Origin of the sequence: Mesorhizobium sp. L-8-10 (assembly GCF_016756635.1) — a bacterium.
GTDB lineage: Bacteria > Pseudomonadota > Alphaproteobacteria > Rhizobiales > Rhizobiaceae.
In genome coordinates, this window is the sequence record NZ_AP023263.1 from 4226177 (window position 1) to 4252650 (window position 26474).

Annotated in this window: 26 protein-coding genes; 19 read left to right on the forward strand and 7 right to left on the reverse strand. The window is 63.7% G+C overall.

The genetic code is table 11. The features are described from left to right. The first annotated feature begins 74 nt into the window (after positions 1-74). Positions 75-866 carry a GGDEF domain-containing protein gene (locus JN280_RS19490; protein WP_202304346.1) on the forward strand — a complete coding sequence of 264 codons (792 nt, stop codon included), beginning with the start codon at positions 75-77 and terminating at the stop codon, positions 864-866. A gap of 136 nt (positions 867-1002) precedes the next feature. Here the strand turns inward: JN280_RS19490 and JN280_RS19495 are convergent, their stop codons facing one another. Continuing rightward, positions 1003-2853, reverse strand: coding sequence for an ATP-binding protein (locus JN280_RS19495; protein ID WP_202304348.1), 1851 nt, complete (start codon positions 2851-2853; stop codon positions 1003-1005). A gap of 152 nt (positions 2854-3005) precedes the next feature. On the opposite strand from JN280_RS19495, the gene JN280_RS19500 reads away from it, so the two are divergent. Together JN280_RS19500 and JN280_RS19505 are read left to right on the forward strand one after the other, a co-directional pair. Next, positions 3006-3581, forward strand: a complete 576-nt coding sequence (locus tag JN280_RS19500) for a helix-turn-helix domain-containing protein (protein ID WP_202304350.1) — start codon at positions 3006-3008, stop codon at positions 3579-3581. Further along, positions 3578-3883, forward strand: coding sequence for a hypothetical protein (locus tag JN280_RS19505; protein ID WP_202304352.1), 306 nt, complete (start codon positions 3578-3580; stop codon positions 3881-3883). Before JN280_RS19500 ends, JN280_RS19505 begins: the two co-directional genes overlap by 4 nt. Here JN280_RS19505 and JN280_RS19510 read toward each other — a convergent pair. Both JN280_RS19510 and JN280_RS19515 read right to left on the reverse strand, forming a co-directional pair. Then, a complete protein-coding gene (locus JN280_RS19510) occupies positions 3880-5649 on the reverse strand; it encodes a hypothetical protein (RefSeq protein ID WP_202304353.1) in 1770 nt (589 codons plus the stop codon). The two genes, JN280_RS19505 and JN280_RS19510, sit on opposite strands and share 4 nt — an antisense overlap. 206 nt (positions 5650-5855) lie before the next feature. Beyond that, the gene (locus tag JN280_RS19515; RefSeq protein WP_202304354.1) at positions 5856-7658 is read right to left on the reverse strand and encodes an NAD(P)/FAD-dependent oxidoreductase; all 1803 of its coding nucleotides are present in this window, start codon (positions 7656-7658) and stop codon (positions 5856-5858) included. Positions 7659-7946: 288 nt separating this feature from the next. On the opposite strand from JN280_RS19515, the gene JN280_RS19520 reads away from it, so the two are divergent. The 10 genes from JN280_RS19520 to JN280_RS19565 all read left to right on the forward strand — a co-directional run bounded on the left by JN280_RS19520 (position 7947) and on the right by JN280_RS19565 (position 15940). After that, a complete protein-coding gene (locus JN280_RS19520; RefSeq protein WP_202304355.1) occupies positions 7947-9281 on the forward strand; it encodes an AAA family ATPase in 1335 nt (444 codons plus the stop codon). A 6-nt stretch (positions 9282-9287) separates the two neighbouring features. Next, positions 9288-10091 carry a hypothetical protein gene (locus tag JN280_RS19525; protein ID WP_202304356.1) on the forward strand — a complete coding sequence of 268 codons (804 nt, stop codon included), beginning with the start codon at positions 9288-9290 and terminating at the stop codon, positions 10089-10091. Positions 10092-10312: 221 nt separating this feature from the next. After that, on the forward strand, positions 10313-12094 hold the full coding sequence (locus tag JN280_RS19530) for an acetolactate synthase 3 large subunit (protein WP_202304357.1): 1782 nt from the start codon (positions 10313-10315) through the stop codon (positions 12092-12094). A 7-nt stretch (positions 12095-12101) separates the two neighbouring features. Further along, the gene (locus JN280_RS19535) at positions 12102-12446 is read left to right on the forward strand and encodes an AbrB/MazE/SpoVT family DNA-binding domain-containing protein (protein ID WP_202304358.1); all 345 of its coding nucleotides are present in this window, start codon (positions 12102-12104) and stop codon (positions 12444-12446) included. Then, positions 12430-12825 carry a type II toxin-antitoxin system VapC family toxin gene (locus JN280_RS19540; protein ID WP_202304359.1) on the forward strand — a complete coding sequence of 132 codons (396 nt, stop codon included), beginning with the start codon at positions 12430-12432 and terminating at the stop codon, positions 12823-12825. The genes JN280_RS19535 and JN280_RS19540 overlap by 17 nt, the downstream gene beginning before the upstream one ends. 36 nt (positions 12826-12861) lie before the next feature. Then, a complete protein-coding gene (gene ilvN, locus JN280_RS19545; RefSeq protein ID WP_202304366.1) occupies positions 12862-13434 on the forward strand; it encodes an acetolactate synthase small subunit in 573 nt (190 codons plus the stop codon). Between the two features lie 232 nt (positions 13435-13666). Continuing rightward, entirely contained in the window at positions 13667-14263 is a 597-nt protein-coding gene (locus JN280_RS19550; protein WP_202304367.1) for a LysE family translocator, read from the forward strand. Between the two features lie 39 nt (positions 14264-14302). After that, entirely contained in the window at positions 14303-14920 is a 618-nt protein-coding gene (nthA, locus tag JN280_RS19555) for a nitrile hydratase subunit alpha (RefSeq protein WP_202314899.1), read from the forward strand. Further along, on the forward strand, positions 14917-15576 hold the full coding sequence (nthB, locus tag JN280_RS19560; RefSeq protein WP_202304368.1) for a nitrile hydratase subunit beta: 660 nt from the start codon (positions 14917-14919) through the stop codon (positions 15574-15576). The genes nthA and nthB overlap by 4 nt, the downstream gene beginning before the upstream one ends. After that, entirely contained in the window at positions 15563-15940 is a 378-nt protein-coding gene (locus JN280_RS19565; RefSeq protein WP_202304369.1) for a nitrile hydratase accessory protein, read from the forward strand. Before nthB ends, JN280_RS19565 begins: the two co-directional genes overlap by 14 nt. Here JN280_RS19565 and JN280_RS19570 read toward each other — a convergent pair. Continuing rightward, positions 15920-16462, reverse strand: a complete 543-nt coding sequence (locus tag JN280_RS19570; protein WP_202304371.1) for an anthrone oxygenase family protein — start codon at positions 16460-16462, stop codon at positions 15920-15922. The genes JN280_RS19565 and JN280_RS19570 overlap by 21 nt on opposite strands. Positions 16463-16613: 151 nt before the next feature. Between JN280_RS19570 and JN280_RS19575 the strand changes: the two genes are divergently transcribed. From JN280_RS19575 to JN280_RS19585, 3 genes are all read left to right on the forward strand, one after another. Next, complete coding sequence (locus JN280_RS19575; protein ID WP_202304373.1) at positions 16614-17225, forward strand: TetR/AcrR family transcriptional regulator; 612 nt, start codon at positions 16614-16616, stop codon at positions 17223-17225. Positions 17226-17456: 231 nt separating this feature from the next. After that, positions 17457-18374 carry an RNA polymerase sigma factor SigJ gene (sigJ, locus tag JN280_RS19580; protein ID WP_244741763.1) on the forward strand — a complete coding sequence of 306 codons (918 nt, stop codon included), beginning with the start codon at positions 17457-17459 and terminating at the stop codon, positions 18372-18374. A 174-nt stretch (positions 18375-18548) separates the two neighbouring features. Continuing rightward, complete coding sequence (locus JN280_RS19585) at positions 18549-19676, forward strand: ATP-dependent DNA helicase (RefSeq protein ID WP_202304375.1); 1128 nt, start codon at positions 18549-18551, stop codon at positions 19674-19676. On the opposite strand, the gene JN280_RS19590 is transcribed toward JN280_RS19585, so the two are convergent. After that, entirely contained in the window at positions 19677-20072 is a 396-nt protein-coding gene (locus JN280_RS19590) for an STAS/SEC14 domain-containing protein (RefSeq protein WP_202304377.1), read from the reverse strand. A gap of 118 nt (positions 20073-20190) precedes the next feature. Here JN280_RS19590 and JN280_RS19595 point away from each other — a divergent pair, with 118 nt between their 5' ends. Continuing rightward, positions 20191-20931, forward strand: coding sequence for a pyridoxine 5'-phosphate synthase (locus JN280_RS19595; RefSeq protein WP_202304379.1), 741 nt, complete (start codon positions 20191-20193; stop codon positions 20929-20931). A gap of 51 nt (positions 20932-20982) precedes the next feature. Here the strand turns inward: JN280_RS19595 and JN280_RS19600 are convergent, their stop codons facing one another. Both JN280_RS19600 and JN280_RS19605 read right to left on the reverse strand, forming a co-directional pair. Continuing rightward, a complete protein-coding gene (locus JN280_RS19600; protein WP_202304381.1) occupies positions 20983-22041 on the reverse strand; it encodes a phenylacetaldoxime dehydratase family protein in 1059 nt (352 codons plus the stop codon). Beyond that, a complete protein-coding gene (locus JN280_RS19605) occupies positions 22041-23102 on the reverse strand; it encodes a carbon-nitrogen hydrolase family protein (protein WP_202304383.1) in 1062 nt (353 codons plus the stop codon). Before JN280_RS19605 ends, JN280_RS19600 begins: the two co-directional genes overlap by 1 nt. 154 nt (positions 23103-23256) lie before the next feature. Here JN280_RS19605 and JN280_RS19610 point away from each other — a divergent pair, with 154 nt between their 5' ends. Together JN280_RS19610 and JN280_RS19615 are read left to right on the forward strand one after the other, a co-directional pair. Next, complete coding sequence (locus tag JN280_RS19610) at positions 23257-24231, forward strand: AraC-like ligand-binding domain-containing protein (RefSeq protein ID WP_202304385.1); 975 nt, start codon at positions 23257-23259, stop codon at positions 24229-24231. 252 nt (positions 24232-24483) lie between these two features. Continuing rightward, positions 24484-26418 carry a potassium transporter Kup gene (locus JN280_RS19615; RefSeq protein ID WP_202304387.1) on the forward strand — a complete coding sequence of 645 codons (1935 nt, stop codon included), beginning with the start codon at positions 24484-24486 and terminating at the stop codon, positions 26416-26418. The last annotated feature ends 56 nt before the right edge of the window (positions 26419-26474 follow it).

Below are 26474 nucleotides of genomic sequence, written 5' to 3' on the forward strand. Positions count from 1 at the left end.
GCCTCGTGATCGCTCAAGTTAACTTCACGTAAGCCCGATGGTGCGATAACGACCCCCGTTTCCGGGGTCGGCAAATGCGCTTGCACAAAGCGGAATCAGCGTTCTTCGTCTTCATCGTCGTGATCCTCGCGGCGGGCGTCGTGACGTTCCAGGCCTATGGCGTGCTGGAGACCACGGCGGTCACCGTGTCCGATACGCGGGCCGCCACGGGGATAGGCCAGTTGGAGAAGCTGCTTTTCGCTACCGGTGTACTGCTCGCTACGGCCCTGTTCTTCGGCATCTTCTTCATCTACCCGCTGATCCGCACACAGGTGAAGGAAGAGGGCAAGCTGCGGGAAATGACGATGACGCTCAGCCAGCGCTCGGAAACGCTGCAGCATGCGGCCCTGACCGACAGCCTGACGGGCATGCACAACCGCCGCTATTTCGACGATGCGCTGCGCGAATACATCGCGGAGTTCCGCCGCATCGACCGGCCTGTCGGGCTGATGGTTCTCGATCTCGACCATTTCAAGCAGGTGAACGATACGCATGGCCATGACGTGGGCGACGAGGTGCTGCGCGCCGTGGCAGGCTGCCTGAAGGACCTGACACGTTACCACGACGTCGTCGCCAGGGTCGGCGGCGAGGAGTTCGCGGTCGTGGCGCCCAACATGGACACCGATCAGCTCGCCAAGCTTGCCGAGCGCATCAGGAAGGCGATCGCCGGCATGGCGGTTCTGTCCGGCAATGTACGGCTGAGGATCACGACCAGCATGGGCCTTGCGGTGTGGGACGGCGAGGAGACGGCCGAGGGTTTCTATCGCCGCGCCGACAAGCTGCTCTATGAGGCCAAGCGCCTCGGCCGCAACCGGATCTGCGCATAGTCCGTGGTGAGGGGATGATCGCCGGACGTTCCTTCCCGTTCCGGGCGGGACGCTGCCGGCTCCATGTCAAGCCGAAGGCTTCGGTCGAGACACCCTGTGGCGTGAATGACCGCATCGATGGTCGCCATCATCCGATTCAGCTTCTTTGCGGACGCATGCCGAAAGTTCCCGGCCTGAGACCGTAACCAAGATCGAGTGGGTCATCCTCGCGCGTTGCGGCCGGCGGCCGTTCGTCGGACTGGCCCGGCTGACGCGGTTCGGGCGCGGGCTCCCCCGCCTGGCGCAGCGGGCTGACCGGTTCGCCCGATATCGATAAGGATTGGGAGGCCTTCGACACGTTGCGAAGCCGGTCGACGATCCCTGCGAGATCGATCTCCCCGTCCTCGGCGGGTTCCTTCTCGTCACGTTTGCCGGCCGAGCCGGGTATGAAGGCGGGGTCGAGCTTCTCGAATTTCAGCCGCATCGTCGTGGCCACCCCTTCGCCGAAGGCGATCGCCTCGCGCTGGCCCATCGAGGACAGGAACGACAGGGTGGAGGCGGACGAGTCGGCGATCGCCGAGCGGATGATCGCCTGGTCCTGCTCGTTGGCGAGACGCATGGCGAAAACCGTCGAACATTGCGATAGCACGGTCGGGTCGAGTTCCCCGGGGCGCTGGGTGACGACGCCCAGATAGCAGCCATATTTGCGGCCTTCCTTGGCGATGCGCGACAAGGCGTGGCGGGTGGGTGCGAAGCCCATTCGCGGGTCGGCCGGCATATAGCGGTGCGCCTCCTCGCACAGCATGAGAAGGCGCAGCCGGCCCTCGCTCCACAAGGCGAGGTCGAAGGCGAGGCGGGCGAGCACCGAGCACACGGAATTGACCACCTCGGAGGGCAGCCCCGCCATCTCGAAGCACGTCACCGGGCGGCCATGATGCGGCACCCGGAAGATCTTGCCGACAGTCTCGTGGATCGTGTCCTCGATCAGTCGCGAGTTGAACATGAAGCGATAGCGCGGATCGCTGACAGCGGCCTCGATGCGGGTCTTCAAGGAACGATAGATCGGCCGGTCGTTCTTGGTCTCAAGCAGGCCCATGCGCTCGTCGATCAGTCGCAGCAGGTCGGCCATCCTGTAGGGCACGGGCGTGTCCGCGGTCAGCGCGTCGGCGCCCCGCTTGATGTAGATGCCGGAACCGGGGTTCCTGTAGTGGTTCTTCGCGATCGGGATCAGGTCGCGCAGCAGGTCCACTTCCTCGGCCGCGGCTTCGCGTCCGCGAAACAGCACCTCCGTCAGTTCCTCGAGGCGGAACAGCCAGAAGGGCAGATCGAGCGAGGCAGCGTCGATGCGCACCGCATGATCGGCGAGGGAGGGTGCGAATTCGTTGTGCGGGTCGAGAATGAGGACGCGCAGGTCGGGCCGTGCAACGAGTGCCTTGCGCAGCAGCAGCGAAACGGCGGTCGACTTCCCGACGCCGGTGGTGCCGACGACCGCGAAGTGCCTGTTCAGCGTATCGTCGATGGCGATGCAGGCATCGATCTTGTCGTCCTGCGACAGGGACCCGATCCTGATCGCCTGGCGGCCGGCGAGGTCGTAGATCGCCTGGAGATCCCGGGAACGGATGCGGTGAGAGATCGCGCCGATATGGGGATAGACGGTGATGCCGCGGTCGAAGACGGGCGTGCTCGCCGGCGGGGTGTCGCGTACCTCGCCGATCAGTTCGACGCTCACTTCGATCGCGTTCTGCCGGTCCACGTTCCAGACCCTCTCGGCCTTGGCGATCGAATAGACGAGGCCGACGGTTCGTGCCGAGCCGAGACTGATGGAGATCAGCCGGCCGACGGTCCACAATCCGGTGACGGCGCCGTCGCTGCCGTCGGCGAAGGCCGCGATCGTGGCGCGTGCGCCGTCGCATTGGACCACGCGCCCCAGGACCCGGCTGTCCGGTTGGGCTTCGTCGCGGCGTTCCTGCGGCGTCGTTTCGCCCGCCGCATTCCGGTCGACATACATCAATCGCCATCCCCGCCCTTCCCAAGGCAGCGACATTAGGACGCCGGCGTTAAGGGCCGGTGTGGGGAGATGGTCACGTGCCGGTTAAGGCCATTTGTCGATTTCTATCGATCCGCCCTTGGCAGGCGCATGGCATCTTCTATGATGTTCGAATGTCCAATATAGAAGACGATCTTTCGGAAGGCATCGCCCGCCGCATCAGGCTGGAGCGCACGGCGCGCGGCTGGTCTCTTGCCGAACTCGGCGAGAAATCGGGCGTGTCGAAGGCGATGCTGAGCGCGATCGAGCGCGGCGCGGCAAGCCCGACGGCCACGCTGCTCGTGCGGATCGCCTCGGCTTTCGGCATGACATTGTCGGCTTTGATCGCCCGGGCCGAACAGGGGGCGGGCGGGCTCGCCCGCATGAGCGGGCAACCGGTCTGGGTCGACCCCGAGACCGGCTATGTTCGCCGTCATCTTTCGCCGCCGACCGACATGCCGCTCGAACTCGTCAAGGTGGAACTGCCTGCCGGCGCCAAAGTGGGCTTTCCGGCCGCATCCTATGCCTTCATTCGGCAGCAGGTCTGGCTGATCGAGGGCAGGCTGGATTTCACGGAAGGCGATGTGGTCCATGCCATGGAGGCGGGCGACTGCCTTGCGCTCGGTGCGCCCTCGGATTGCGTGTTCCATGCGCCGGGGCCCGAGCGTGCCGTCTATCTGGTCGCCCTGGTTCGGAGCCGCGGAGCGTGAGGGGACGACCGAAACGCGGCCACAATGGCGGCCCCCCGCTCGACGATTATGCCGGGCCGCCCTGGGGCAAGGGCGATGCCTACAAATTCCTGGTCTGGCGCAAGGCGCACAATAACGCCTGGAAGGCGCCGAGCCGGGAGGTGGCGCTGATGCGGCTGTCGAAGGCCGAACGGCTGGGGCTGACCTATGAGGAATACACGCTTGAGATCCTCGAACGGGGCAGGCATCTGCAGGCCGAGGACGGCGACCGGGCCGCACAGATCCGGGCCAGGCGACGGCGCAGCAAAGATACGTCCGGTTAGATGGTCCCGGGTGCTTCGTAGCCGATATTGTTCCTCATGCAGAATGCCGTGGTCTCGTTCGGACCGTTCGCCCAGCAGGAGAGGGCAATCCGGGAGAGCACATTGGTCCCGATTTCCTCTTTCGTCTCCTTTTCGAGCTTGATGCGGTTGATCTTTTTCTTGTCGTCGACATAGAGCGTAATTCGGATAGCGTGGTCGACATGTTCGGTCGCGGCCCTTGCGACGGCTCTGTCCCTGGCGAGGTCGGCGTCCGGCGCGCCCGATGTCAAATTCGCGCCGGCGATGCGCCGTTCGCGCTCGTATCCGATGGCCTCGGTAATCTGCGCTCTTGTTGTGACGAGTATGCTCGTCCGTCCGCTGGGCAGGTCGTCGCGTTCCCAGCGATTGACCTTGAGTTTGTCGAGACAGACGAGCGCGGTTGGCTTGTCGAGTTCGTCCGCATCGCATTCCCCGCCCAGGCCCTCGACCGCGGCGGTCCCTGAGATTTCCACACTGTCGGCGAGTTGGGCGGCGTAGATCGGGTTGGCGGCGAAGCCGGAACGCAGGGCGGTCGCGAAATAATTGAGCGTATCGTCGCTCGGCTTATCTGCCCGCGAAGGCCGCTCTTCCACCTCGAAGACGGTGTGCCCCTTTATCAGGGCCCAGTCCTCCCGCCCGAAGCAATCCGGGGCGTCTTCCACGAGGGCAGCCCGGCGGTTGCCGCGATCGAGCAACTCGTAGAGCAGGCGCAGGCTGTCGACGTTGTTGAGACCGAAACGCGAATAGCTCGAGGCTTTCAGGTCGGAGCAAGCCGAGCGAAGATCGTCCCCGGGCTCGTCCTGCAACTGCACCGTGGCGACCGCCTTGAGGCCGACTTCCTCCGAGGTCAGGCCCGAAAGGATGGTCCGGTCCCGGGAGTCGATCGACGGCAGCGGAAAGCCGATCAGGTTCTGCCCTGGACTGAAATTCGTGGTCGCTTTCGACAGGTTGTCATTCGGCAGCATGGCCGGGGTGCCGCGCAACGATCGTTTCAGCTTCAGCCTGACCACGAGACGCCCGATCTTTTGCGCGGGATTGCCCGGCGAACTCATGAGGATCGTCCGCTCCACGGCACCCGCCGAGGTTTCGGACGCCATCTCGAATTCGACCTCGTCCTTGTCGAAGGCCGAATACATGCTGGTCAGCAGTTCGTCGACGATTGCCGCCCCGGCATCGATCGCGCCCTTCGAGGCCGCAGACAGGAGAGGGGATGCACCAGCGGCGCCGAGCAACGGGGTCAGGCGCGTCAGCACGCCGCCGACGTCGGTCTTCACCTTCGAGCCGCCGCGCAGCACGATCTTGAAACCCAGGGCATCCTGGTCGTAGCGGACATAGGGCGTGGCGAAGTCGTAGCGTGCATCCAGCGACCCCGTTCGAGCCTTCCCGTCGAGCTTGTAGCTGTAGACCGGCACCTCCGTGGTGAAGGTCCCGCCGAGCTTGGGCTTGATCGTGAGCATGACCTCGTCGGTATCGGCTGCCGTGAACACGTTGCTGACAGCTTGCAGGAACCCCTTCGAGTTCGCCGAGGATTGCGGATTGTCCAGAAGCTCGAAGCTGAACTGCAGTGCCGCGTAGTAGTCGCCTGTCTCAGGGATTTCGGCATTGGGCCAGGATTTGCAGCTTTCCTCGCTCAGGCTGATGCCGCGCGGTGCGTTTTCTATGCCGCAGGAGGAAAATGCCGGACCTAGTCCAGCAAAACAAAGTAACGGGATCGCAATCATGAAGGGTGTAAGCGACGGGATTTTCATGTCCCCCTCTCATTGCCGATTTGTCCCGATTGTTACTATCTGTGAACATGGGAGAATTGACAAGGTATTGACTACCTGCGGGGGCAGACCGAGGAGAGGCCTCCGGCCAGCAAGAAGGGCGGCCGGGCCGCCCCCTTTCAATGCCCGGTTGTGACGGGCATCTGCTGAAAACGACGGTGGTCTCCCCACCCGCCGGCAGGCTTTCGTCAGCCCTGGTGGTGAACTTCCTGCAGGGCGTAGACCGGTGTCGGAATGCCCTCCTGGCGCGCCTTCAACTGCAGGGACAGGAACTGCGAATAGTGACGCGACTGGTGCAGGTTGCCGCCGTGGAACCACAGCGCCTCCTGCCGGGTCGGCTTCCACATATTGCGCTGTTCACCTTCCCATGGTCCGGGATCCTTGGTCGTGGCCGAACCGAGGCCCCAGCATTTGCCGACCTTGTCGGCCACCTCCTTGGAGATCAGCTCCGCTGCCCAGCCGTTCATCGAGCCGTAGCCGGTGGCGTAGACGATGAGATCGGCCGGCAGTTCCGTGCCGTCGTTCAGCAGGACCGAATGCTCCTTGATCTCTTCGACGTCGGAGCCACTTTTCAGCTTGATCTGCCCGTCGATGACGAGCTGCGAGGCGCCGACATCGATATAGTAGCCGGAGCCGCGCCGCAGATATTTCATGAACAGGCCCGACCCGTCGTCGCCCCAGTCCAGCATGAAGCCGGCCTTTTCCAATCCGTCATAGAAGGCCGCGTCGCGCTCCTTCATCTGCTGGTAGAGCGGAATCTGGAATTCGTGCAGGATGCGGTAGGGGATCGAGGCGAAGATCAGATCGGCCTTCGCGGTGGTCATGCCGCTGCGCACGGCCTGCTCTGAATAGAGCGCGCCGAGCCCGATCTCCATCAGCGTATCGGAGCGCACGATATGCGTCGTGGAGCGCTGAACCATGGTGACGTCGGCGCCGGCCTCCCAGAGTGCCGCGCAGATGTCGTGGGCGGAGTTGTTGGAACCGATGACGACAGCCTTCTTGCCGGCATAGGCATCAGGCCCCGGGTGGCGGGAAGAGTGGTGCTGATCGCCCTTGAAGGTCTCCATTCCCTTGATCTTCGGCATGTTCGGCCGCCCGGACATGCCGGTGGCGAGCACGAGCTGCCTGGGCTTCAGCACGATGTCCTTGCCGTCGCGCCGCACGACGACCGTCCATTCCTTCTTCTCGTCGTCATAGGTTGCGCTCCTGGCCTCGGTCGACGTCCAGTAGTTCAGCTCCATGACCTTGGCGTACATTTCCAGCCAGTCGCCGATCTTGTCCTTCGGCGAGAATACCGGCCAGTTCTTGGGGAAATCGATGTAAGGCAGATGGTCGTACCAGACGGGGTCATGCAGGCAGAGCGACTTGTAGCGCTTGCGCCAGCTGTCGCCCGCCCGCTCGTTCTTCTCGACGATTATTGTGGGAACGCCGAGCTGCCTGAGCCGCGCACCGAGCGCGATGCCGCCCTGGCCGCCGCCGACAATGACGCAATAGGGTTGAGTGGCGAAGCCGAGTTCGGCGGCCTCCTGCTCGCGTTCTTCCTTCCAGGTCTTGCGGTTCTTTCCCGAGCCGTGCTTGGCGCCCATCGGCCGGTCGAAGCCCGCTTTCTCTTCATGGCCCTTCAATTCCGCCATGGTGGTGAGCAGCGTCCAGATGCGGCCGTCCTTGAGCCGGATATGGCCGAAGCCGCGCGCGACTGATGTCTCGAAGCTGATCCAGCCTTCGATGATGCCGTTGCTTTCGGTCGCCTCCTCGCCTTCGGCCATGGCCCAGCCGCCAGGCCTGGTCGCGGCGAGCTGCGATTTCAGCATGTCGCGAATCTGGTCGCGGCCTTCCATGGTCTTGATGTTCCAGGTGAAGGCCACAAGGTCGCGCCAGTAGCAGTCTTCTTGGAACAGTCCGACCGCCGTCTCGATGTCATTGGCGGCGAGCGCATCGCCGAATGTCGCGAGCACGTCCGACAGTTTCTCGCTGGGTGCCTTTTCGAGCATCGAATTTCCTCCACTGGTCTGTTCGTTGATCGTTGCGGCCACGGCCGGGTCCGCTTGGGCTTTTGCATCCCGCCGGCAAGAATATCGGCAGAGATCGCGCTCCACGTCATTCCCGACGATAGTTTGCAGCTTTTTCAGAAGGTTATCGGAGGTATAGGGCGATCGCATATGCAGGAGGCGGGTCGATTGCCGTCGCATCCGTGGTGGGAGGCAATCTGCCGATACCACTGTTTTCGGAAGGTACGTTCTCCTAAGATGGTGCCCTACCGCTTCGAGTAGGTTATTGAAATGCACATCTCACGCCTGCGAATACGCAACATCCGCTCCATTACCGATTTCGAAATCAAGCTCGGCCAAGGCGAGCGAACTGGATGGCATGTGATCCTCGGAGACAACGGCTCCGGAAAGTCCAGCGTCATAAGGTCGATCGCCTTGTCCGCAATCGGCCCCCTCGATGCGCCAGCCTTGCGTCAGAATTGGTCGAACTGGCTTCAGCACGGACAGTCGCGAGGAGGTATTGAAGCTGATTTCCAGGCGGATGGCATCGACATTCGGCTCACTGGCATAAAGGCGTCGAAACCAGCAATCGGAGCCTCGATCAAAGCTTCAGTAGCAATCGAGGCGGGTGACGAGAATGTGCCACCATTTGAATCGGAGACTGGCACGCGCCCGGCGAGTCCGCCGATCTTTTCGAAAGCCAGTACCATCAACAGAACGGTCTGGGCCAATGCAAGCGGGTGGTTCGCCGCATCATTTGGGCCATTCCGGCGATTTTCCGGTGGCGACTCAGCCTTGGAGAGGGTGTTTTCGTCCAACCCGAAGGCTGCTGCCCATCTGTCGGCATTCGGCGAAGATGTCGCTCTGACGGAAGCCCTCCGATGGCTGCAGCAGCTTCACGTCCGTTCGCTCGAGAGCCCGGCTGGGTTTGAAGGAAAGCTGAAAAACGCGGTCATCAGCTTTGCGAACTCCACGGATTTTCTACCGCATGGTGCTAGAATCCAAGAGATCACCTCCGAGCGGGTGCTCCTCCGTGACGGAGACGGCAATGCAATCGGTGTCGATCAGATGAGTGACGGCTACCGTTCGATCCTTAGCCTGACATTCGAACTGCTACGTCAAATGACGCTCCAGTATGGCGCCCAAACTGTTCTCGATCACATCGACGAGGCCGCCGGAAAGATCGACCTGCCGGGCGTCGTCGCAGTTGACGAGATTGACGCACATCTCCATCCGGCATGGCAGAAACGAATAGGCCAATGGTTTGTTGAACGATTCCCCCAACTCCAGTTTTTCGTGACTACTCATAGCCCAATCATCTGCCAAGCGGCCGCCAAGGGCTCGGTATGGCGCCTGCCGACACCTGGAACCGCCGAAGTTGCCGGCCGCATTACCGGCGACGATCTCAACAAGCTGATCTACGGATCGATCCTGGACGCGTTTGGTACGCAGTATTTTGGCGTGGGCGTCACCCGATCCGCCACCTCCAAGGAAATGCTGGTCGAACTTGCACGCCTGAATCGTAAAAGCCTCAATCAGGATCTCGAGCGGGAAGAGCGGTCCAAGCTCGAGAAGCTTCGCGCAATGCTGCCTTCCACCTCTGCGAAGGTCGCGGACGAGGCATAGCCGCCGATGTTGCTCCTCCCGACGACCATGCCGGATGCCGCGGCCAGCGCAAGGTTGAGAACATGGCAGGCGGAGATCGACGCGAAGCCGACCTATTCTGAAAGAGTGGACGCAGCAAAGGCCAAATTCAAGCAACGGAACACGAGGACCAACGCAACTTTTCAGAAAGTGAAAGCGGCTCTGACAGCGATGTGCTCTGGAGCGAGACGTTGTGTCTATTGCGAAGACTCGGTTGCGGACGAGGTTGAGCATATAGCGCCCAAGGATCTCTATCCCGAGTTCGTTTTCGTGTGGGACAACTATGTCTATGCCTGCGGACCATGCAACGGGCCGAAGAACAACAGATATGCGGTGTTCGGCTCGAACGGCTCACTCATTGAGGTCACCCGCAGGTCGGGTGGACCGGTTGTACCGCCGATCTCAGGAAGACCCGGTCTCATCAATCCGCGAATCGACAATCCCGCACTTCTGTTCGATCTGGATTTGATCGATACGTTCGTCCTGCTTCCGAAGGAGAACCTCGACGCGACAAATCGAGCCCGCGCGGATTTTACGCTCGATCTCCTTGATCTCAACCGCGACGTGCTCCTGGAAGCGCGACGAACGGCTTACGGTTCATATAGAGCGCGGCTTTTCGAATATCGTCACAAGCGCGACGGCGGAGCTGGCGCAGTGGAACTCGATACTTTGATCAAGGGGCTCAAAGCTATGCCGCATCCGACTGTTTTTGCCGAGATGCAGCGTAGCCATCTGGACGTACCGGAGTTGACGGTGCTGTTTGGAACAATCCCCGAGGCGCTTCAATGGTGATTCTTCCGTTGACACCGCACGGGGGACCCGCGTAGTCTCCGCGCCCATGAAAACGGTACTCATTCTCGTAGGAAGGCGCATGGGCAAGGCGGTGTAGCCGCCGGGCGACAGCCGACCATGCGCAGAAAGCAGGCTCCCTCGGGGGCCTTTTTTTATTACCCAAACATCATCACTGACGAGCAGCAAGTCGCGGATAGCGAAGGAAAGACGGGACCGGAAAGATGATCAACGCAACGAGCGAGCGGCGCGAGATGACGGGCGCCGAAATGGTGGTGCAGGCGCTGAAGGACAACGGCGTCGAGCACATCTTCGGCTATCCGGGCGGAGCCGTCCTTCCGATCTATGACGAGCTCTTCCAGCAGGAGGACGTGCAGCATATCCTCGTCCGCCACGAGCAGGGCGCCGGACACGCCGCCGAGGGATATGCCCGCTCGACCGGCAAGGCTGGCGTCATGCTGGTGACTTCGGGCCCCGGCGCCACCAACGCTGTCACGCCGTTGCAGGACGCGCTGATGGATTCGATCCCGCTGGTCTGCATCACAGGCCAGGTGCCGACCACGCTGATCGGCTCCGACGCGTTCCAGGAATGCGACACTGTGGGCATCACCCGCCCTTGCACGAAGCACAACTGGCTGGTGAGGGACGTCAACGAGCTGGCCGCCGTCCTGCACGAGGCCTTCCATGTCGCGACGACGGGCCGGCCCGGCCCGGTCGTGGTCGACATCCCGAAGGACGTCCAGTTCGCCAAGGGCATCTATGTGTCGCCGCAGACGGCGCCTCGCACCAGCTACCAGCCGAAGGTCCAGGGCGACCTGGACAAGATCAAGGCCGCGGTCGCGCTGATGGCCGAAGCGAGGCAGCCGATCATCTATTCGGGCGGCGGCGTCGTCAATTCGGGGCCCGAGGCCAGCCATCTGCTGCGCGAACTGGTCGAACTGACCGGCTTCCCCATCACCTCCACCCTGATGGGCCTCGGCGCCTATCCGGCTTCGGGCAAGAACTGGCTCGGCATGCTGGGGATGCACGGCACCTATGAAGCCAACATGGCCATGCACGACTGCGACGTCATGATCTGCATCGGCGCGCGCTTCGACGACCGCATCACGGGCCGGCTCAACGCCTTCTCGCCGGACTCGAAGAAGATCCACATCGACATCGATCCGTCCTCGCTCAACAAGAATGTGCGCGTCGACATACCGATCCTGGGCGATGTCGGCCATGTGCTCGAGGATCTGGTCCGGCTGTGGCGCGCCTCCGGACGCGCCGACAAGAAAGCGCTTCATCCCTGGTGGGAGCAGATCGCCAGGTGGCGGGCCCGCGACTCGCTGGCCTACAAGCCCAATGACGACGTGATCATGCCCCAGTATGCCATCCAGCGCCTCTACGCGCTGACCAAGGACATGGACACCTATATCACGACCGAGGTCGGCCAGCACCAGATGTGGGCTGCCCAGCACTACGGCTTCGAGAAGCCGAACCGCTGGATGACCTCGGGCGGGCTCGGCACGATGGGCTATGGCCTGCCGGCTGCACTCGGGGTGCAGATCGCGCATCCGGATGCGCTCGTCGTCGACATCGCCGGCGACGCGTCGGTGCTGATGACCATGCAGGAGATGAGCTCGGCGGTGCAGTACGAGGCGCCGATAAAGATCTTCATCCTCAACAACCAGTATATGGGCATGGTCAGGCAGTGGCAGCAGCTCCTGCACGGCAACCGCCTGTCGCATTCCTATACCGAGGCCCTGCCTGATTTCGTGAAGCTGGCGGAGGCCTATGGCGGTCACGGCATTCGCTGCGAGAAGCCTGATGAACTCGACGATGCGATCCGCGAGATGATCTCGGTGAAGAAACCCGTCATCTTCGATTGCCGCGTGGCCAATCTCGCCAACTGCTTCCCGATGATCCCGTCGGGCAAGGCGCATAACGAGATGCTCCTTCCCGACGAGGCGACCGACGAAGCGGTCGCTAACGCCATCGACGCCAAGGGCAGGGAACTGGTGTGAGGACGCGTTGAAGCAAAGCGCGGTGAGTGTTACATCTTACCGCGTCTTACTTCTTGGAGAAAAGAGTATGAGCGCCCGGGCGCGAATGTCGAGTAAAGGCCAGATCGTGGTGCCGAAATCGATACGGCTCGCCCATGGCTGGTCCGAAGGAACGGAGTTGGAGTTCGTGGAATCAGGCAAGGGCGTGACGCTGAAGGCCGTGGAAGCGTTGGATCCGCGCTTCCCGCCGATGACCATGGAAGAGTTCCTGAAACTGCGTATCAGGATCGACCGACCTTTTCCGACGGACGGCGAGATAGAGGAGACGCTCGTGACGGAAGCGGCAAGGCGGTTTGATGCCACTCGCCGTTGACACGAATGTTCTCGCGCGGGCACTGGTCGACGACGGATCCGAGCAGGCAGCGGAATCCCGACGATGCATGATCGCCAACGAGATCTATGTTCCGGACTCGGTGCTTCTCGAGACGGAGTGGGTTCTGCGAAGTCGCCTGAAGCTCTCCCGGGAGGAAATCAACGCGCTGTTCGCGGGGCTGCTTTCCGTGCCGTCTACCACGTTCGAGAACAAGCGCAGGATGGCGGATGTGGTCGTCGCGCATAAAGAGGGCCTGGATTTCGCCGATGCGTTGCACCTTCATTCGGCCAAAGGCTGTGATGCCATGCTTACCTATGACGAAGAATTCATTCGGCGTTCCCGGAAGATCGCCGGCGCAACCCCCGTCAGGAAACCGTAGCCACGGTTCGAACTGCATCAGATAAGGCAAAGTCAGATGAACGCCCAACTTCAACCCACCGGCTCCGCCTATTTCATCGCCAAGGAGACCGAGAAGCCGGAACAGCACACGCTATCGGTGCTGGTGGACAACGAACCGGGCGTCCTTGCCCGGGTGATCGGCCTGTTCTCCGGCCGCGGCTACAATATCGAAAGCCTGACCGTCTCGGAGACCGAACACGAGAAACATTTGTCGCGCATCACCATAGTGACCAGCGGGACGGCCCATGTGCTCGAGCAGATCAAGCACCAGCTGGAACGCATCGTTCCCGTGCATCGGGTGGTCGACCTGACCGTGCTGGCGGATGAACTGGGCAACGGCACGCCGCTGGAGCGCGAACTTGCCCTCGTCAAGGTCACCGGTACCGGCGACGCCCGCGTCGAAGCGCTGCGGCTTGCCGAAGCCTTCCGCGCCAAGGTGATCGACGCCAACACCGAGCATTTCATCTTCGAGATCACCGGCAAGGGATCCAAGATCGATCAGTTCATCAACATCATGAAGCCGCTCGGCCTGGTCGAGATCTGCCGCACCGGCGTCGCCGCCATGAACCGCGGCCCGCAGGGAATGTAATGCATGTCTCCCGAAACTGGGGACCGGTTTTCGGGACATGCGTAAGAACAAGCACCTGAAGCGCGTAGAGCTGATCTGAAAGATCGCGACGCGCTTCAGGCAGCAGCAGGGCGGCCGCTTGCGGGGCCCCCGTCCGCCGCCCGAAATTGTCACAGGGACAACAATAGGCGTGACTTCCAGACAATATAGGTCAATGTCGCTGTCATAACATTTCCTGGGAAACGCGCCTGCAATGCCGTCGGAAGCTTTTCTTGCCCTGTTGGTCTATGCCTTCGTGACCTCGGTCACGCCGGGCCCCAACAATTTCATGCTGCTCGCCTCCGGCGTGAATTTCGGTTTCCAGCGCACTGTGCCGCATATGCTGGGGATCGGCGCAGGGTTCCTTGTGCTGCTCCTGGCGATCGGACTCGGCCTTGGCGCGTTGCTGTCGACCTATCCCGCGCTTCATCTCGCGCTGAAGATCGCGGGCGGTGCCTATCTGCTCTATCTCGCCTGGCGCATCGCCATGTCGCGCTCGCTCAGCGACGGCAAGGGCGAGAAGGCGCGGCCGATGAGCTTCCTGGAGGCGGCGGCTTTCCAATGGGTCAATCCCAAGGCCTGGATGATCGCGCTGACCGGCATGGCCGTCTACACCCAGCCCGAGGCACCGCTGTCATCGATGCTGATCGTGGCCTTCGCCTTCGCCGCCGTGAACCTGCCGAGCGTTTCGACCTGGGCCGCATTCGGTTCGGCAATGCGCGGCTTCCTGGCCGATCCGGCGTGCCTGAAATGGTTCAATATCGGCATGGGCCTGCTGCTCGCGGTCACCTTGTGGCCCATGCTGAGCTGAGCCTTGCCGCTTTCGAGGGCAGGGCCTAATCTCGCCGGCATGTCCCACGATCATCATCACGACCACGACAACGAACTCGATCCCATGGCTGCCCGGGTTCGGGCGCTGGAGACGATCCTTGTCGCCAAAGGCCTGATCGATCCCGCGGCGATCGACGCCATCGTGGAAACCTACGAAACCAGGGTCGGGCCGCGCAACGGCGCCAAGGTCGTCGCCAGGGCCTGGACCGACCCTGATTTCGCCGACTGGCTGAAGCGCGATGCGACCGCGGCGATCGCCTCGCTCGGTTTCACAGGGCGACAGGGCGAGCATATGCAGGCGGTGTTCAATTCCTCCGACACGCACAACCTCGTCGTCTGCACGCTCTGCTCCTGCTATCCGTGGTCGGTGCTCGGCCTGCCGCCGGTCTGGTACAAGGCGCCGCCCTATCGCAGCCGCGCGGTGCTCGACCCGCGCGGGGTGCTTGCCGAGTTCGGGCTGACACTGCCCGCCGACATGAAGATCCGGGTATGGGATTCGACGGCTGAACTGCGCTACCTGGTGGTGCCGCTGCGGCCATCGGGCACGGAAGGGCTCGGCGAAGCGGAACTCGCGGACTTGGTGACGCGCGATTCGATGATCGGCACCGGACTGGCACGGGAGCCTGCGGCGGTATGAACGGACCTCATGACCTCGGCGGACAGATGGGCTTCGGCCCGGTCGCACCCGAGAAGGACGAGCCGCTCTTCCACGCGGCCTGGGAGAAGCGCGCGCTCGGCGTGACGCTCTCGGCCGGCGCCATGGGCGCCTGGACGATCGACGAGAGCAGGCATGCGCGCGAAAGCCTGCGTCCCGCAGACTATTATTCGTCCAGCTATTACGAGATCTGGATCAAGGCGCTGGAGGTGCTGCTGCAGCGCCACGGCTTCTTGACCGCGCAGGAACTGGCCGAGGGCCGATCGTTGGCTGAAGGCGCGCGCCCGAAGCGTATCTTGAAGGCATCGGACGTGCCGGCCGTGCTGGCCAAGGGCGGCCCGTGCGACCGGCCCGTGGGCGTACCGGCCCGCTTCAAGGCCGGAGACCGTGTGCGTACGCGGAACTTCCATCCTGAAGGACACACGCGGCTGCCACGCTATGCGCGCGCCAAGCTGGGCGTTGTCGAGGCGGTGCGGGACGGTTTCGTTTTCCCCGACGGCAATGCGCATGGCAAGGGCGAGAACCCGCAATGGGTCTATACTGTGGTCTTCGATGCCGGAGAGATCTGGGGCGAGGGTTGCGATCCCACGCTGAGCGTCTCGATCGACGCCTGGGAGAGCTATCTTGAGCCGGCCTGATGCCGCAGCGAGGGTCTCGCCTGATCTCGATGATCCGGTCTTTGCCGAGCCCTGGCAGGCCGAGGCCTTCGCCATGGTGCTGGCCCTTCATGAGAAGGGGCTTTTTTCCTGGGGTGAATGGGCCGACACATTGTCGTCGCAACTGAAGAAGCCCGGCGTCGCGGCCGACGGCAGCGACTATTACGATTGCTGGCTGCGTGCGCTGGAGGCGCTCCTCGCCGCCAAGAGTCTGGCGTCGCCGCATCACGTAGAGACGCTGGCCGCTGCGTGGCAGCGCGCCGCCCATGCGACACCACACGGCAAGCCCATCCTGCTCGAGAACGATCCCGAGGGCGCGGCGATGTCAGTTCCGCCGTCCGAGTAGAAGAATTCCTGAACCGGCCGCCAGCAATGCCACGCCGCTGGCGGCGGTCCTGATATGGTTCCACAATGTCCAGGGATCGGAATAGGCGTGCCATGCCAGGGCAGCCTCGCCGCTTTCGGCGGGCGTGGCGAGTGAAGCGAGCGCCTGGTTCATCGGGATGTTGACGAAATAGGTCGGCAGGAACGCGCCCATGAGATAGGCGAGGGCGGCGAGCGCGAAGGCGGCGGATGCGCCGCGCCGGCTTGCGCGCAAGGCCGACCCGGCCGTCAGCAGAAGCAGGAGCGGAGCGCCGAAGAAGGCCGGTGCGAAGGCGGCATTGCGCACGACGCGGTTTATGCCTTGCATGGCCGCGATGGCCGAGGAGCCGTCCGATGCGTCGAGACCCCACATCACCGAGACCGAATAGGCATAAAAGAAGCCGAAGATCGCGCCGGTCAGCAGCAGCGAAATCGCCGCCAGCACGCTGGAGCGATACGGTATGGCGAAGTCCGGGGAGCCAGCGGGCAAGGCAGGTGTCGTCATATTATCCGTACCTCCACGTTGAAAACGATAATGAGTACCGGTTGGTACTGGTTGAGTACCACGTAGTACCTTGTCTCGCAACCCCCGTTGAGCTAAGCATCGGCGACTATCGCTGGCGGGTGCCGCGCTCGCGGTTTCGGAGGGCTTTGCCATGGAGAGTGACGACCTCAGACGGCGCGAAATTCTTGTTGCGGTGCTCGACATCCTCAAAAGGGACGGCGTGGCTGGTTTGTCGACGGCGGCGCTGGCCGCCGAGGCGCGGTGCTCCAAGTCGACGCTCTATGCGTTGTTCGGTAGCCGCGCCGGCATATTGAAAGCGCTGATCTCGGAGCAGTCGCGCTCGGTCAACGAGATGCTCGGCCGCGAACTCGCCAGCGTCGGCGATCCCGAACGAACACTTGTCGATGCCGGCGCCGCCCTGTTGGATCTCCTGACCGGTGACGCCTCCGCGGCGATCAACAAGGCCGCCATGGCGGACGCGACGGGCGAGCTCGGCCAACTCCTGCTCGAGCAGGGACGTGGCCGCACTGCGCCGCTCTTTGCCCAACTGATCGCGAGGCTGCAGGCGGCCGGCGGCATCGGAGCCGCGGATGCCGCTTTCGTCTTCAAGTCCTTCTACGGATTGTTGGTCGGCGACAGGCAGATCAGGATACTGCTCGGCGATCGCGGCGCGCGGCCGTCGGGCGGCGAGTTCCGGTCCATCGCGGCCGAAGCCGTTGCGCGGCTGAAGTTGCTCTTTCCTGCCTCCACACCCACGGCATGACCTCATTTCATTCGGGGCGCGATGGAGAAGCGCCGCGGCCCTGTCCGTCGCCCGTCGGCGCAGACCTGACAATGCCGTCTTCCGCGGTTCCGTGGAGGCCGATCCGCCGATGTATGATCGCCAATGGGTGATGCCGCCGTCCGGAATCTGCAAAAACTCCGGTCCCGGTGTCACAGACCGAAGGGCCCGATCGTCATCTGGTCGAACTGACTGACGCGAAGGGCGCGAAAGATGATGCACAGCAAGGCGACAGGGCCCGCAACAGACCCTCGTGACGAGGACGGCATATTCGAGGAGGCCCGGCCAAGGCTGCTCGGGCTGGCCTATCGCATTCTCGGCTCGCGAGCCGATGCCGAGGACGCGGTGCAGGACAGCTATGTCAAATGGCGGCTGGCCGACCGGTCCGCGATCCAGAACCCGGCGTCATGGCTGACGACGATCTGCACCCGGCGTTGCCTCGACCTTCTGCGTTCCGCCCATCGCAGCCGCGTCGACTATGTCGGCGCCTGGCTGCCGGAACCGATCCATACGCCGATCGACAACGAAGCCGATGCAAGACTCGACCTCGCGGGGTCGCTTGCCACCGCATTCCTGCTGATGCTGGAACGGCTGACGCCGAAGGAACGCGCGGCCTATCTCCTGCACGAGATCTTCGACGTTTCCTATCCGGAGATCGCCGAAACGCTCGGCATCCAGGAGGCCGCTGGCCGAAAGCTCGTATCGCGCGCCAAGGCCAGCATCGACCAGGCCAAGGTACGGCATGCGACGCCGGTCGACCGCCAGGAGGAACTGCTTGCCGCCTTCCAGGCGGCCATCACGGAAGGTGTTCCTGGAAAACTCGCAATGCTGCTCTCCGACGATATCCGGCTCAGCGCCGACGGCGGCGGCAAGGTGCCGACGGTCTCAGGCACGCTGATCGGCAGGGCGGCGGTGGTCGCGTTCGCGACGGAGCGGCTGCATGACTTCTGGGCCGCGTACGACTGGACGATCGCCGACATCAACGGCGGCCGCGGCATCGTGCTCCGCCTGGGCGGCGCGACCGCGGCGACAGTGAGTTTCGCCTATGATGAAGAAGGCAAGGCGACCGACATCTTCATCATGCGCAACCCCGACAAGCTCAGCCGCCTCGACGCGGTGTCGATCCACTAGGCAACGGTCGGCAGCCGCGGCCGATCGGCGGCAATGCCTCGGGCGATGCACGCGCCTCGCGGCAGGGAATGTTCGATTTCCTGGCGAAGGCGCCCAAACTGCCGGGGTCGTGACTGGCGATCGAGGGGTGTCGTGGCTCTTGCCCTTTGAGCGAGAATCCTGTCTGTCGGTGCGATGGAATTCTCTCCTCAGCAGGACGACGCGCTGAAGGCGGTGGCGCGCTGGCTGAAATCCGGCCGCCCCCAGATCTTCCGCCTGTTCGGTTATGCGGGAACGGGCAAGACGACGCTCGCGCGGCATTTCGCCGAACATGTCGACGGCCAGGTGCAGTTCGCGGCCTTCACCGGCAAGGCCGCGCAGGTTCTGCGATCGAAGGGCGCCACCAACGCCCGCACCATCCACTCGCTGATCTATCGGCCGCGCGGCGAGGAGGCCGTCGAGGACGAGGCGACCGGCAAGACCTCGATGTCGCCGACCTTCACGCTCAACCGGCAGAGCCCGGTGGCCAAGGCCAAGCTGATCATCATCGACGAATGCTCCATGGTGGACGAGCCGCTCGGTCGCGACCTCCAGTCCTTCGGCACCCCGATCCTTGTGCTCGGCGATCCCGGCCAGTTGCCGCCGATCTCGGGCGGCGGCTTCTTCACCGAGCACGAGCCGGATTTTCTGCTGACCGAGATCCACCGGCAGGCGCGCGACAATCCGATCATCCGGCTGGCGCTCGACGTTCGCGAAGGCCGCGAATTCATGCACGGCGACTACGGCACCGCGCAGGTCATCAGCCGCGAGCAGGTCAATCAGGATCTGGTGCTGGCCGCCGATCAGGTGCTGGTCGGCGTCAATCGCACGCGGCGGCGCTACAATCACCGCCTGCGCGAATTGAAAGGCTTCACCGCGGACTATCCGCAGGCGGGCGACAAGCTGGTCTGCCTGAGGAACGACCCCAGCAAGGGCCTGCTCAACGGGTCATTGTGGAAGGTGATGACGTCGTCGCGCGAGACGGTGAAGCCGGGCATCAATCTGCTGGTTTCTCCCGAGGAGGACGATCCGGACCGCGGCGTCGCCAAGATCAAGCTGCTGAAGGCGGCCTTCGAAGACCCCGACGGCGAGATACCGTGGAGCACCAGGAAGCGCTACGACGATTTCGACTACGGATACGCGCTCACCGTGCACAAGGCACAGGGCTCGCAGTGGGACAATGTGGTGCTGTTCGACGAGAGCTATGCTTTCAAGGAGACACGTCAGCGCTGGCTCTACACGGCGATCACCCGCGCCGCGAACCGGCTGACCGTGGTGCGCTGATCAGCGATCCAGGGGCTGGCCGCCGATCCACTCCCAGGCCCCGGCGTCAGTGTCGAAATGGCGCGTCTGGACCGGCGTCAGCGGCCCGAATATGCCGAGCACGATGCGTATCCAGGCGGGTCCGCCGACGACGGCATATTTGCGGATGCGGCGCAGCGCCTTGGTCTTGCCGCGGATCGTCGACTGATCGAAGGCGGCGCCCCAGTCGAACCCCTCATATTGCGAGAGCCGCACGAGAAGATCGATCTTCTCGTGCTCCTCATAGGCGGCCTCGAGCAGACCGTAGGCGTTCTCGAGATCTGCGGCCGTGAAATGCCCGACGACTTCGAGTGCGCAGAGGTCGGGGCGATCGGTATCGATGCGGCGAATGGAGGGCAGGGGCTCCGTCGTCTGCATGGCCGGACCTTTCCGAAGGGGAACTCGAGGGAATTTCTCTGGAACACAGAAATTCCCTGTCTGTTCCCGAAGAAGCCATTATAGCTTGCCCGCGCAATGCCGACGACGAGGGAATTTCATGCCCGCCAAGCTTTCCGTCAATCTCAACGCGATCGCCATGCTGAGAAACCGGCGCGACCTGCCATGGCCGAGCGTCACCGGGCTCGGCCGCATCGCGCTTTCGGCCGGAGCTCATGGCCTGACCGTGCATCCGCGGCCCGACGAACGTCACACGCGCCATTCGGACCTGCCCGAAATCCGCGCGCTGATCGACGACGAATTCCCGACCGCCGAATTCAACATCGAAGGCTATCCGACCGAGGATTTCCTGCGCCTGGTCGAGAAGAACCAGCCCGACCAGGTGACGCTGGTGCCCGACGACCCGGCACAGGCGACCTCGGACCATGGTTGGGATTTCAAGAAATTGTCGGCGTTCCTCACGCCGGTCGTGAAGCGCCTGAAGAAGGGCGGCTTCCGGGTCTCGCTGTTCTCCGACCCCGATCCGGACGGCGTCGCGGCCGCGCGGGACACCGGCGCCGACCGCATCGAGCTCTATACGGGTCCCTACGGAAGCTTCCACGACGATTCAGCAAAGGCCGCCAGGGAGCTGGAAAAGCTCGGAAAAACAGCCGAGGCCGCGAGGGCTGCGGGGCTGGACGTCAATGCCGGGCACGATCTGACGGTCGCCAACCTGCCGGCGCTCGCCAGGCGCATCCCCCATCTGGCCGAAGTCTCGATCGGCCATGGCCTGACCGCCGACGCTCTGGAATATGGCATGGCCGGGACGGTCGGCCGGTTCCTGAAGGCCTGCGGCTGGTAATGGGAAAAGCGGGGCGGCGAGCCGATCGTGTCGGCGAAGCCGCCCCAGCTCTCAGTTTGCCGAGCGCAGCATCCCCGTGCTCGGGTGGCAGTTGAAATATTCGAAGAACTGCTCCTCCTCTGCCGCGACCGTCACCTCATGGTAGAGCCTGAGCTTGGCCGCAGGGCCGAGCCGTGACAGATATTTCATCGCTGCGCCGAAGATGGCCACATGGGTCGGATGCGATTCCGACCAGCGTTCGAGCGCGTCGAGGCTGTGCCACCAACTCATGCCGAAGCTCTTTTCCACTGGCCGTCCGTCGGACGCCAGAACCTGCATATAGCGGTTGGCGAAGCAGCCGCATGCCAGGCCCTCGTCACGCAGGAAATCCATGCCGGCGCGCAGCACCGGCTCGACATCCTGCAGGTAGAGGCGCCGCTCTTCGTCATCCGTGTCGGTCCAGTCCTGGCCGGAGCGGATCAGGCAGATGTTCCGATGCGGCGTCACCCGCCGATGCTTCTTGGAGCCGTCGACGCGCGGAGCCCCGCGAGGCGCCATGTCGTCGGTCTGGGACAGCGGGATGCGGTCGCGCATGCCGCCCCAATAGGCATGTTCCCGCACCATGCCGCTGAGCCCATCCGCCAGTGCGCCGACGCCTTCCGGCCGGCCGGTCGACGAGAACAGCGTCGCGTATCGGTCGATCGATGGCCGGAGCACTTCGGTGAAGAAGCCGAGCGGGGTGTCCGGTCTTTCGCTGCCGGCCCAGTTCACGCCGTGGCGCGCGAACCAGCGATCGAAGCGATGCGGATCGTCCCAATATGCGATCGAGACGACGGTCGGGAAGTTGGCTTCATCGATATAGGAGGCGCGGTCCCAATGGCCGGGACCGTCCTCGGCACTGAAAGCTTCGGCGATGGCCGCGAGCGGCACTCTCACGACGTCGTCGTCGATCGTCCGGGACTGGAGGCCGAAATAGGCCATGACCACGCGCTTCACGTCCGGCTTGTGACGCGCGACGTAAGACGGGTAGGGCGGTTGATAATCGTCACGCACCCTTGGGTGGCGTGTTCGTGCCACGCCGGGATGGTGCGAACGCACCACCCTGAGATGTTGGGGAATGGCCGCTTCCATCACGCGGCCTCGTCATCCTGGCCGATGAGGGCGATGACGTCCGCGCGCATGGCCGGAGCGGAAGCCGCTTCCTCCCCGTCGCGCGTCACCTCCGCCGCCGCCCTCCGTTTCGACACGACCCGGTCGCCCGGCGTCTTGTCGAGCAGCAGGCGCGTCACGTCCGGCCGCGAATAGTGGCCCGCCGGATCGGCCGCCGCCTTGGCGAGCGAGATCATGCCGAGATCGATGTCGGCATAGACGAGGCCCTCGGCGTCCTCCGGCAGCGGTTCGTGCATCAACTGGCCATCTGGCGCATAGATCCGGGCGAAACCGCCGCCCGCCTGGAGCAGGGCCCGTTTCGTGTCGTCGGTGCACATCAGCTCGACCATTTCCTTCGACACGGTGTTGCAGGGAGCGAGCACGAAGCAGGAGCCTTCGACCGCATAGATGCGGCTCGCCGCATTGTTGACCTCGTGGCCGAGCGCATAGGCGCCGCCGCGATAGAGCGAGAAGCTCGGCCAGGCGGCGATATGAACCTGCTCGTTCTGCGCATACATGGCGTATTTCGAGAGGGGCTGGAGGTGCTCCCAGCAGCACAGCGCGCCGACCCGGCCGAGCCTTGTGTCGAAGACCGACAGGTCGGAACCGTCGCCCTCGCCGAACACGGTGCGCTCGACATGGGTGGGCTTGAGCTTGCGGCGCATCGCGATTGTCCTGCCGTCGGCATCGATGATCCACTGGCCCATATAGAGGCTGCCACCCTGCTTCTCGCTGTGCCCCAGCACGACCATGATGCCGTTGTCCCTGGCCGCCTTGGCGATGCGCTCGGCCTGCGGCGAGCCGTAGACCAGCGAATTGTCATGATAGCGCTGGATGAACTGCATGCTCCACGCGGGGGCGTCCAGCCAGACGAACCAGGGATAACCGGGGATCCACGTCTCGGGGAAAGCGACGAGTTCGGCGCCGCCGCGCGCCGCTTCCGCGATCAAGGCTTCCGTCTTGTCGACCGTCGCATCGAGGTCGAGGAAGACAGGCGCCGCCTGGACGGCCGCTGCACGGAATTTGGGGTGAACGATGGACATGCTTGCTCCTCCTGTGATGGCGATATCGCCTCCATGGCGGAATTATAGGCGCCCGGCGAATGGTCGCTTGTCCGATCGGCGCGCCATTCTTGACTGGGGATCGCAGCCTGCCGATTCCGATGGACATGGCGGGGCCGAGTGCTAGCCTGACGCAATGACCAAGGTATGGTCCACCGAAGAGCTCAAGGCCGTGGAGCGGCTGTCCTACTGGATCGATGCCGTCTGCGATACCTACGTCCAGCTCGATTGCGAAGGCCCTCGCGACGGGAGGCCGTTCCACGGCGAGATCGCGGTCGAGCAACTCGCGACGCTCGGCCTGTCGCGCGTCACCTCGACCACGCAGCGGGTGAAGCGCACCCCGGCCAAGATCTCGCATGCGGTCGAGGACTTCTTCCTGGTCAGCATCCAGACGGCGGGGCAGGGGACGCTGGTCCAGGACGGCCGGGCGGCGACGCTCAGCCCCGGCGATTTCACGCTTTACGATTCCACCCGGCCCTACGAACTGATCTTCGAGGGCGACTTCCAGCAATATGTGCTGCGCCTGCCCGGGCCCGGCCTTCGCTCCAGGCTCAAGCGCGCGGAGGCATTGACGGCGCAGGTCGTCTCCGGCAGCCGCGGGGCGGGGCACCTGATGATCAGCATGATCCGGTCGCTCGCGGCCGACATCGAAACGCTCGAGCCGGCATCCGTCGCGGCAGTCGCCGAAAGTGTGGAACACATATTGATCGCGGGTCTGTGCTCGCTGCCGGGCGCCAGCGAGCCTCCGGTGTCCGGCCTCACCGCCTTTCACCGCGAGCAGATAAAGGCCTATGCCCGGCAACGGCTGCGCGACCCGCGCCTTTCGGCGGCGGAGATCGCCGCCCATCTGCGCCTGTCCGCGAGCACCGTGCATCGGGTCTTCGCCGGAGAGCCGGAAACGATCACCAACTGGATCTGGTCGCAGCGCCTGGACAGTGTGAAGCGCGACCTCTGCGATCCCTCGCTCGCCGCCCGCAGCGTCAGCGAACTGGCTTTCGGCTGGGGCTTCAACGACGCTGCCCATTTCAGCCGCGCCTTCCGGGCGCGCTTCGGCTGCTCGCCACGCGAGTTGCGCCTCAATTGCCTCTCAGGCGGGACCACCGCCCGCTGACGACAGGCTTGCCGAGGTCCTCCCGAGAACTATTCTCCCTAGACCTGCCGAATACGCATGGCGTGGTCGAGGCCCGCGCGGCGGCCGGGCTTGCTTTTGCCGCGCAACGGGACTACCGCATCGGCCCGGAAATCGGACCGATTTCGGAAGGCACGATGCGCAAGCCAGGTGTGGTCGAGCGACTATGCGCGCCCAGGAGGGCGCGCGGCGCTCCCGTCGGACGCCGTCCTTTGATTGTGGAGTAGGTTTTCCATGGCGGAAGCCGGAGCAGGCGGCCAGGCTGAAGCGACCAGCCAGGTTGCGGCGAAGTCGAAGGCGGTCGACGACCATACGCATCAGAACCTCAGCATCCTGATGCTCGGAGCACTGGGGGTGGTGTTCGGCGACATCGGCACCAGCCCGATCTACGCGTTCCGCGAGGCGCTCCATGTGTCTTCCGTCGGCAATGTGGCCACGCGGGCAGAGATATTCGGCGTGCTTTCATTGATCGTCTGGGCGCTGACGGTGATCGTCACCATCAAATATGTCGTCTTCGTGCTGCGCGCCGACAACAAGGGCGAGGGCGGCACCCTGTCGCTGATGGCGCTGGCGCGCGGCAGCTTCGTCACACGGCCGGCGGCGATTCTGGGGATCGGCATCTGCGGCGCGGCGCTTTTCTTCGGCGACGCCATCATCACGCCGGCGATTTCGGTTCTGTCGGCGGTGGAGGGCCTGAAGGTCGTCACGCCGACCTTCGACCCCTATGTCGTGCCGATCACGCTCGTCATCCTGGCCGTGCTTTTCGGCGTCCAGCGTTTCGGCACGGCGAGCGTCGCCTCCGTCTTCGGCCCGGTGACGGCTGTATGGTTCCTTGCGCTCGGCGGTTTCGGCCTTCTGCACATCTTCGACGACCCGTCGATCCTGCTGGCGGTCAATCCTTTCTATGCCGTGGCCTATCTGTCTGCCCAGCCGGAGATAGCGTTTGTCACGATCGGGGCGGTTTTCCTGGCGGTGACCGGCGCCGAGGCGCTCTATGTCGACCTCGGCCATTTCGGCCGGCGCCCGATCGTGCTCGCCTGGATCATGATCGTCTTTCCGAGCCTGCTGCTCAATTATTTCGGGCAGGGTGCGTTCGTCCTGTCGCATGGCGGGACCCCGCAGAATCCGTTCTTCGAGATGCTGCCGGGCTGGGCGTTGCTGCCGATGGTGGGGCTTGCCACCGCCGCGACCGTCATCGCCAGCCAGGCGGTGATTTCGGGCGCCTATTCGCTGACACGCCAGGCGGTGCAATTGAACATCCTGCCGCGCATCGAGATCCAGCACACATCCGAGACGCAGCAGGGGCAGATCTACATGCCGCGCGTCAACTTCCTGCTCGCGCTCGGCGTCATGCTGCTCGTGGTCGGTTTCGGCGAGTCCAGCGCGCTGGCAGCCGCCTATGGCATCTCGGTCACCGGCGAGATGCTGGTGACGACGGCCCTGCTTTTCGTGGTCATGGTGCGCCTGTGGAAATGGAAGCTGCCTTTGGCGATCGCGCTGACCGCCCTGTTCGCCAGCATCGACACCGGCTTCTTCCTGGCCAATGCCGTGAAGGTGATGGAAGGCGGCTGGGTCTCGATCGCGGTGGCCGGCGCCATGGGCCTCGTCATGGCCACCTGGGTGCGCGGCTCCCGCATGCTGTTCGACAAGACCCGCAAGAACGAGATCCCCCTCGACTTCCTCGCGGCCCAGATGACCAAGAAACCGCCGCAACTGGTGCCCGGAACTGCCGTCTTCCTCACCAGCGACCCGTTCAGCGCGCCGACCGCGCTGATGCATTCGCTGAAGCACTACAAGGTGCTGCATGAGCACAACGTCATCCTCTCCGTCGTGACGGCGCAACAGCCGAAAGTGCCTGATAACGAACGGGTCAAGATGGAGCCGATCAACGACCTGTTCATGCGGGTGACGCTGACCTTCGGCTATATGGAGCAGCCGCATATCCCCAGTGCGCTGGCGATCTGCCGCAAACAGGGCTGGAAATTCGACATCATGACCACCTCCTTCTTCCTGTCGCGGCGCTCGCTCAAATCCGCGCCGAACTCGGGCATGCCGGCCTGGCAGGACCGGCTGTTCATCGGCCTGGCCCGCACGGCCGCCGATGCGACAGAGTATTTCCAGATACCGACCGGCCGCGTGGTCGAGATCGGGACGCAGGTGGCGATCTGAACCGCCGCCCGGCCGGGGACATCCATCGATATCGCAATCGGCGGAGCCTGCCCGGT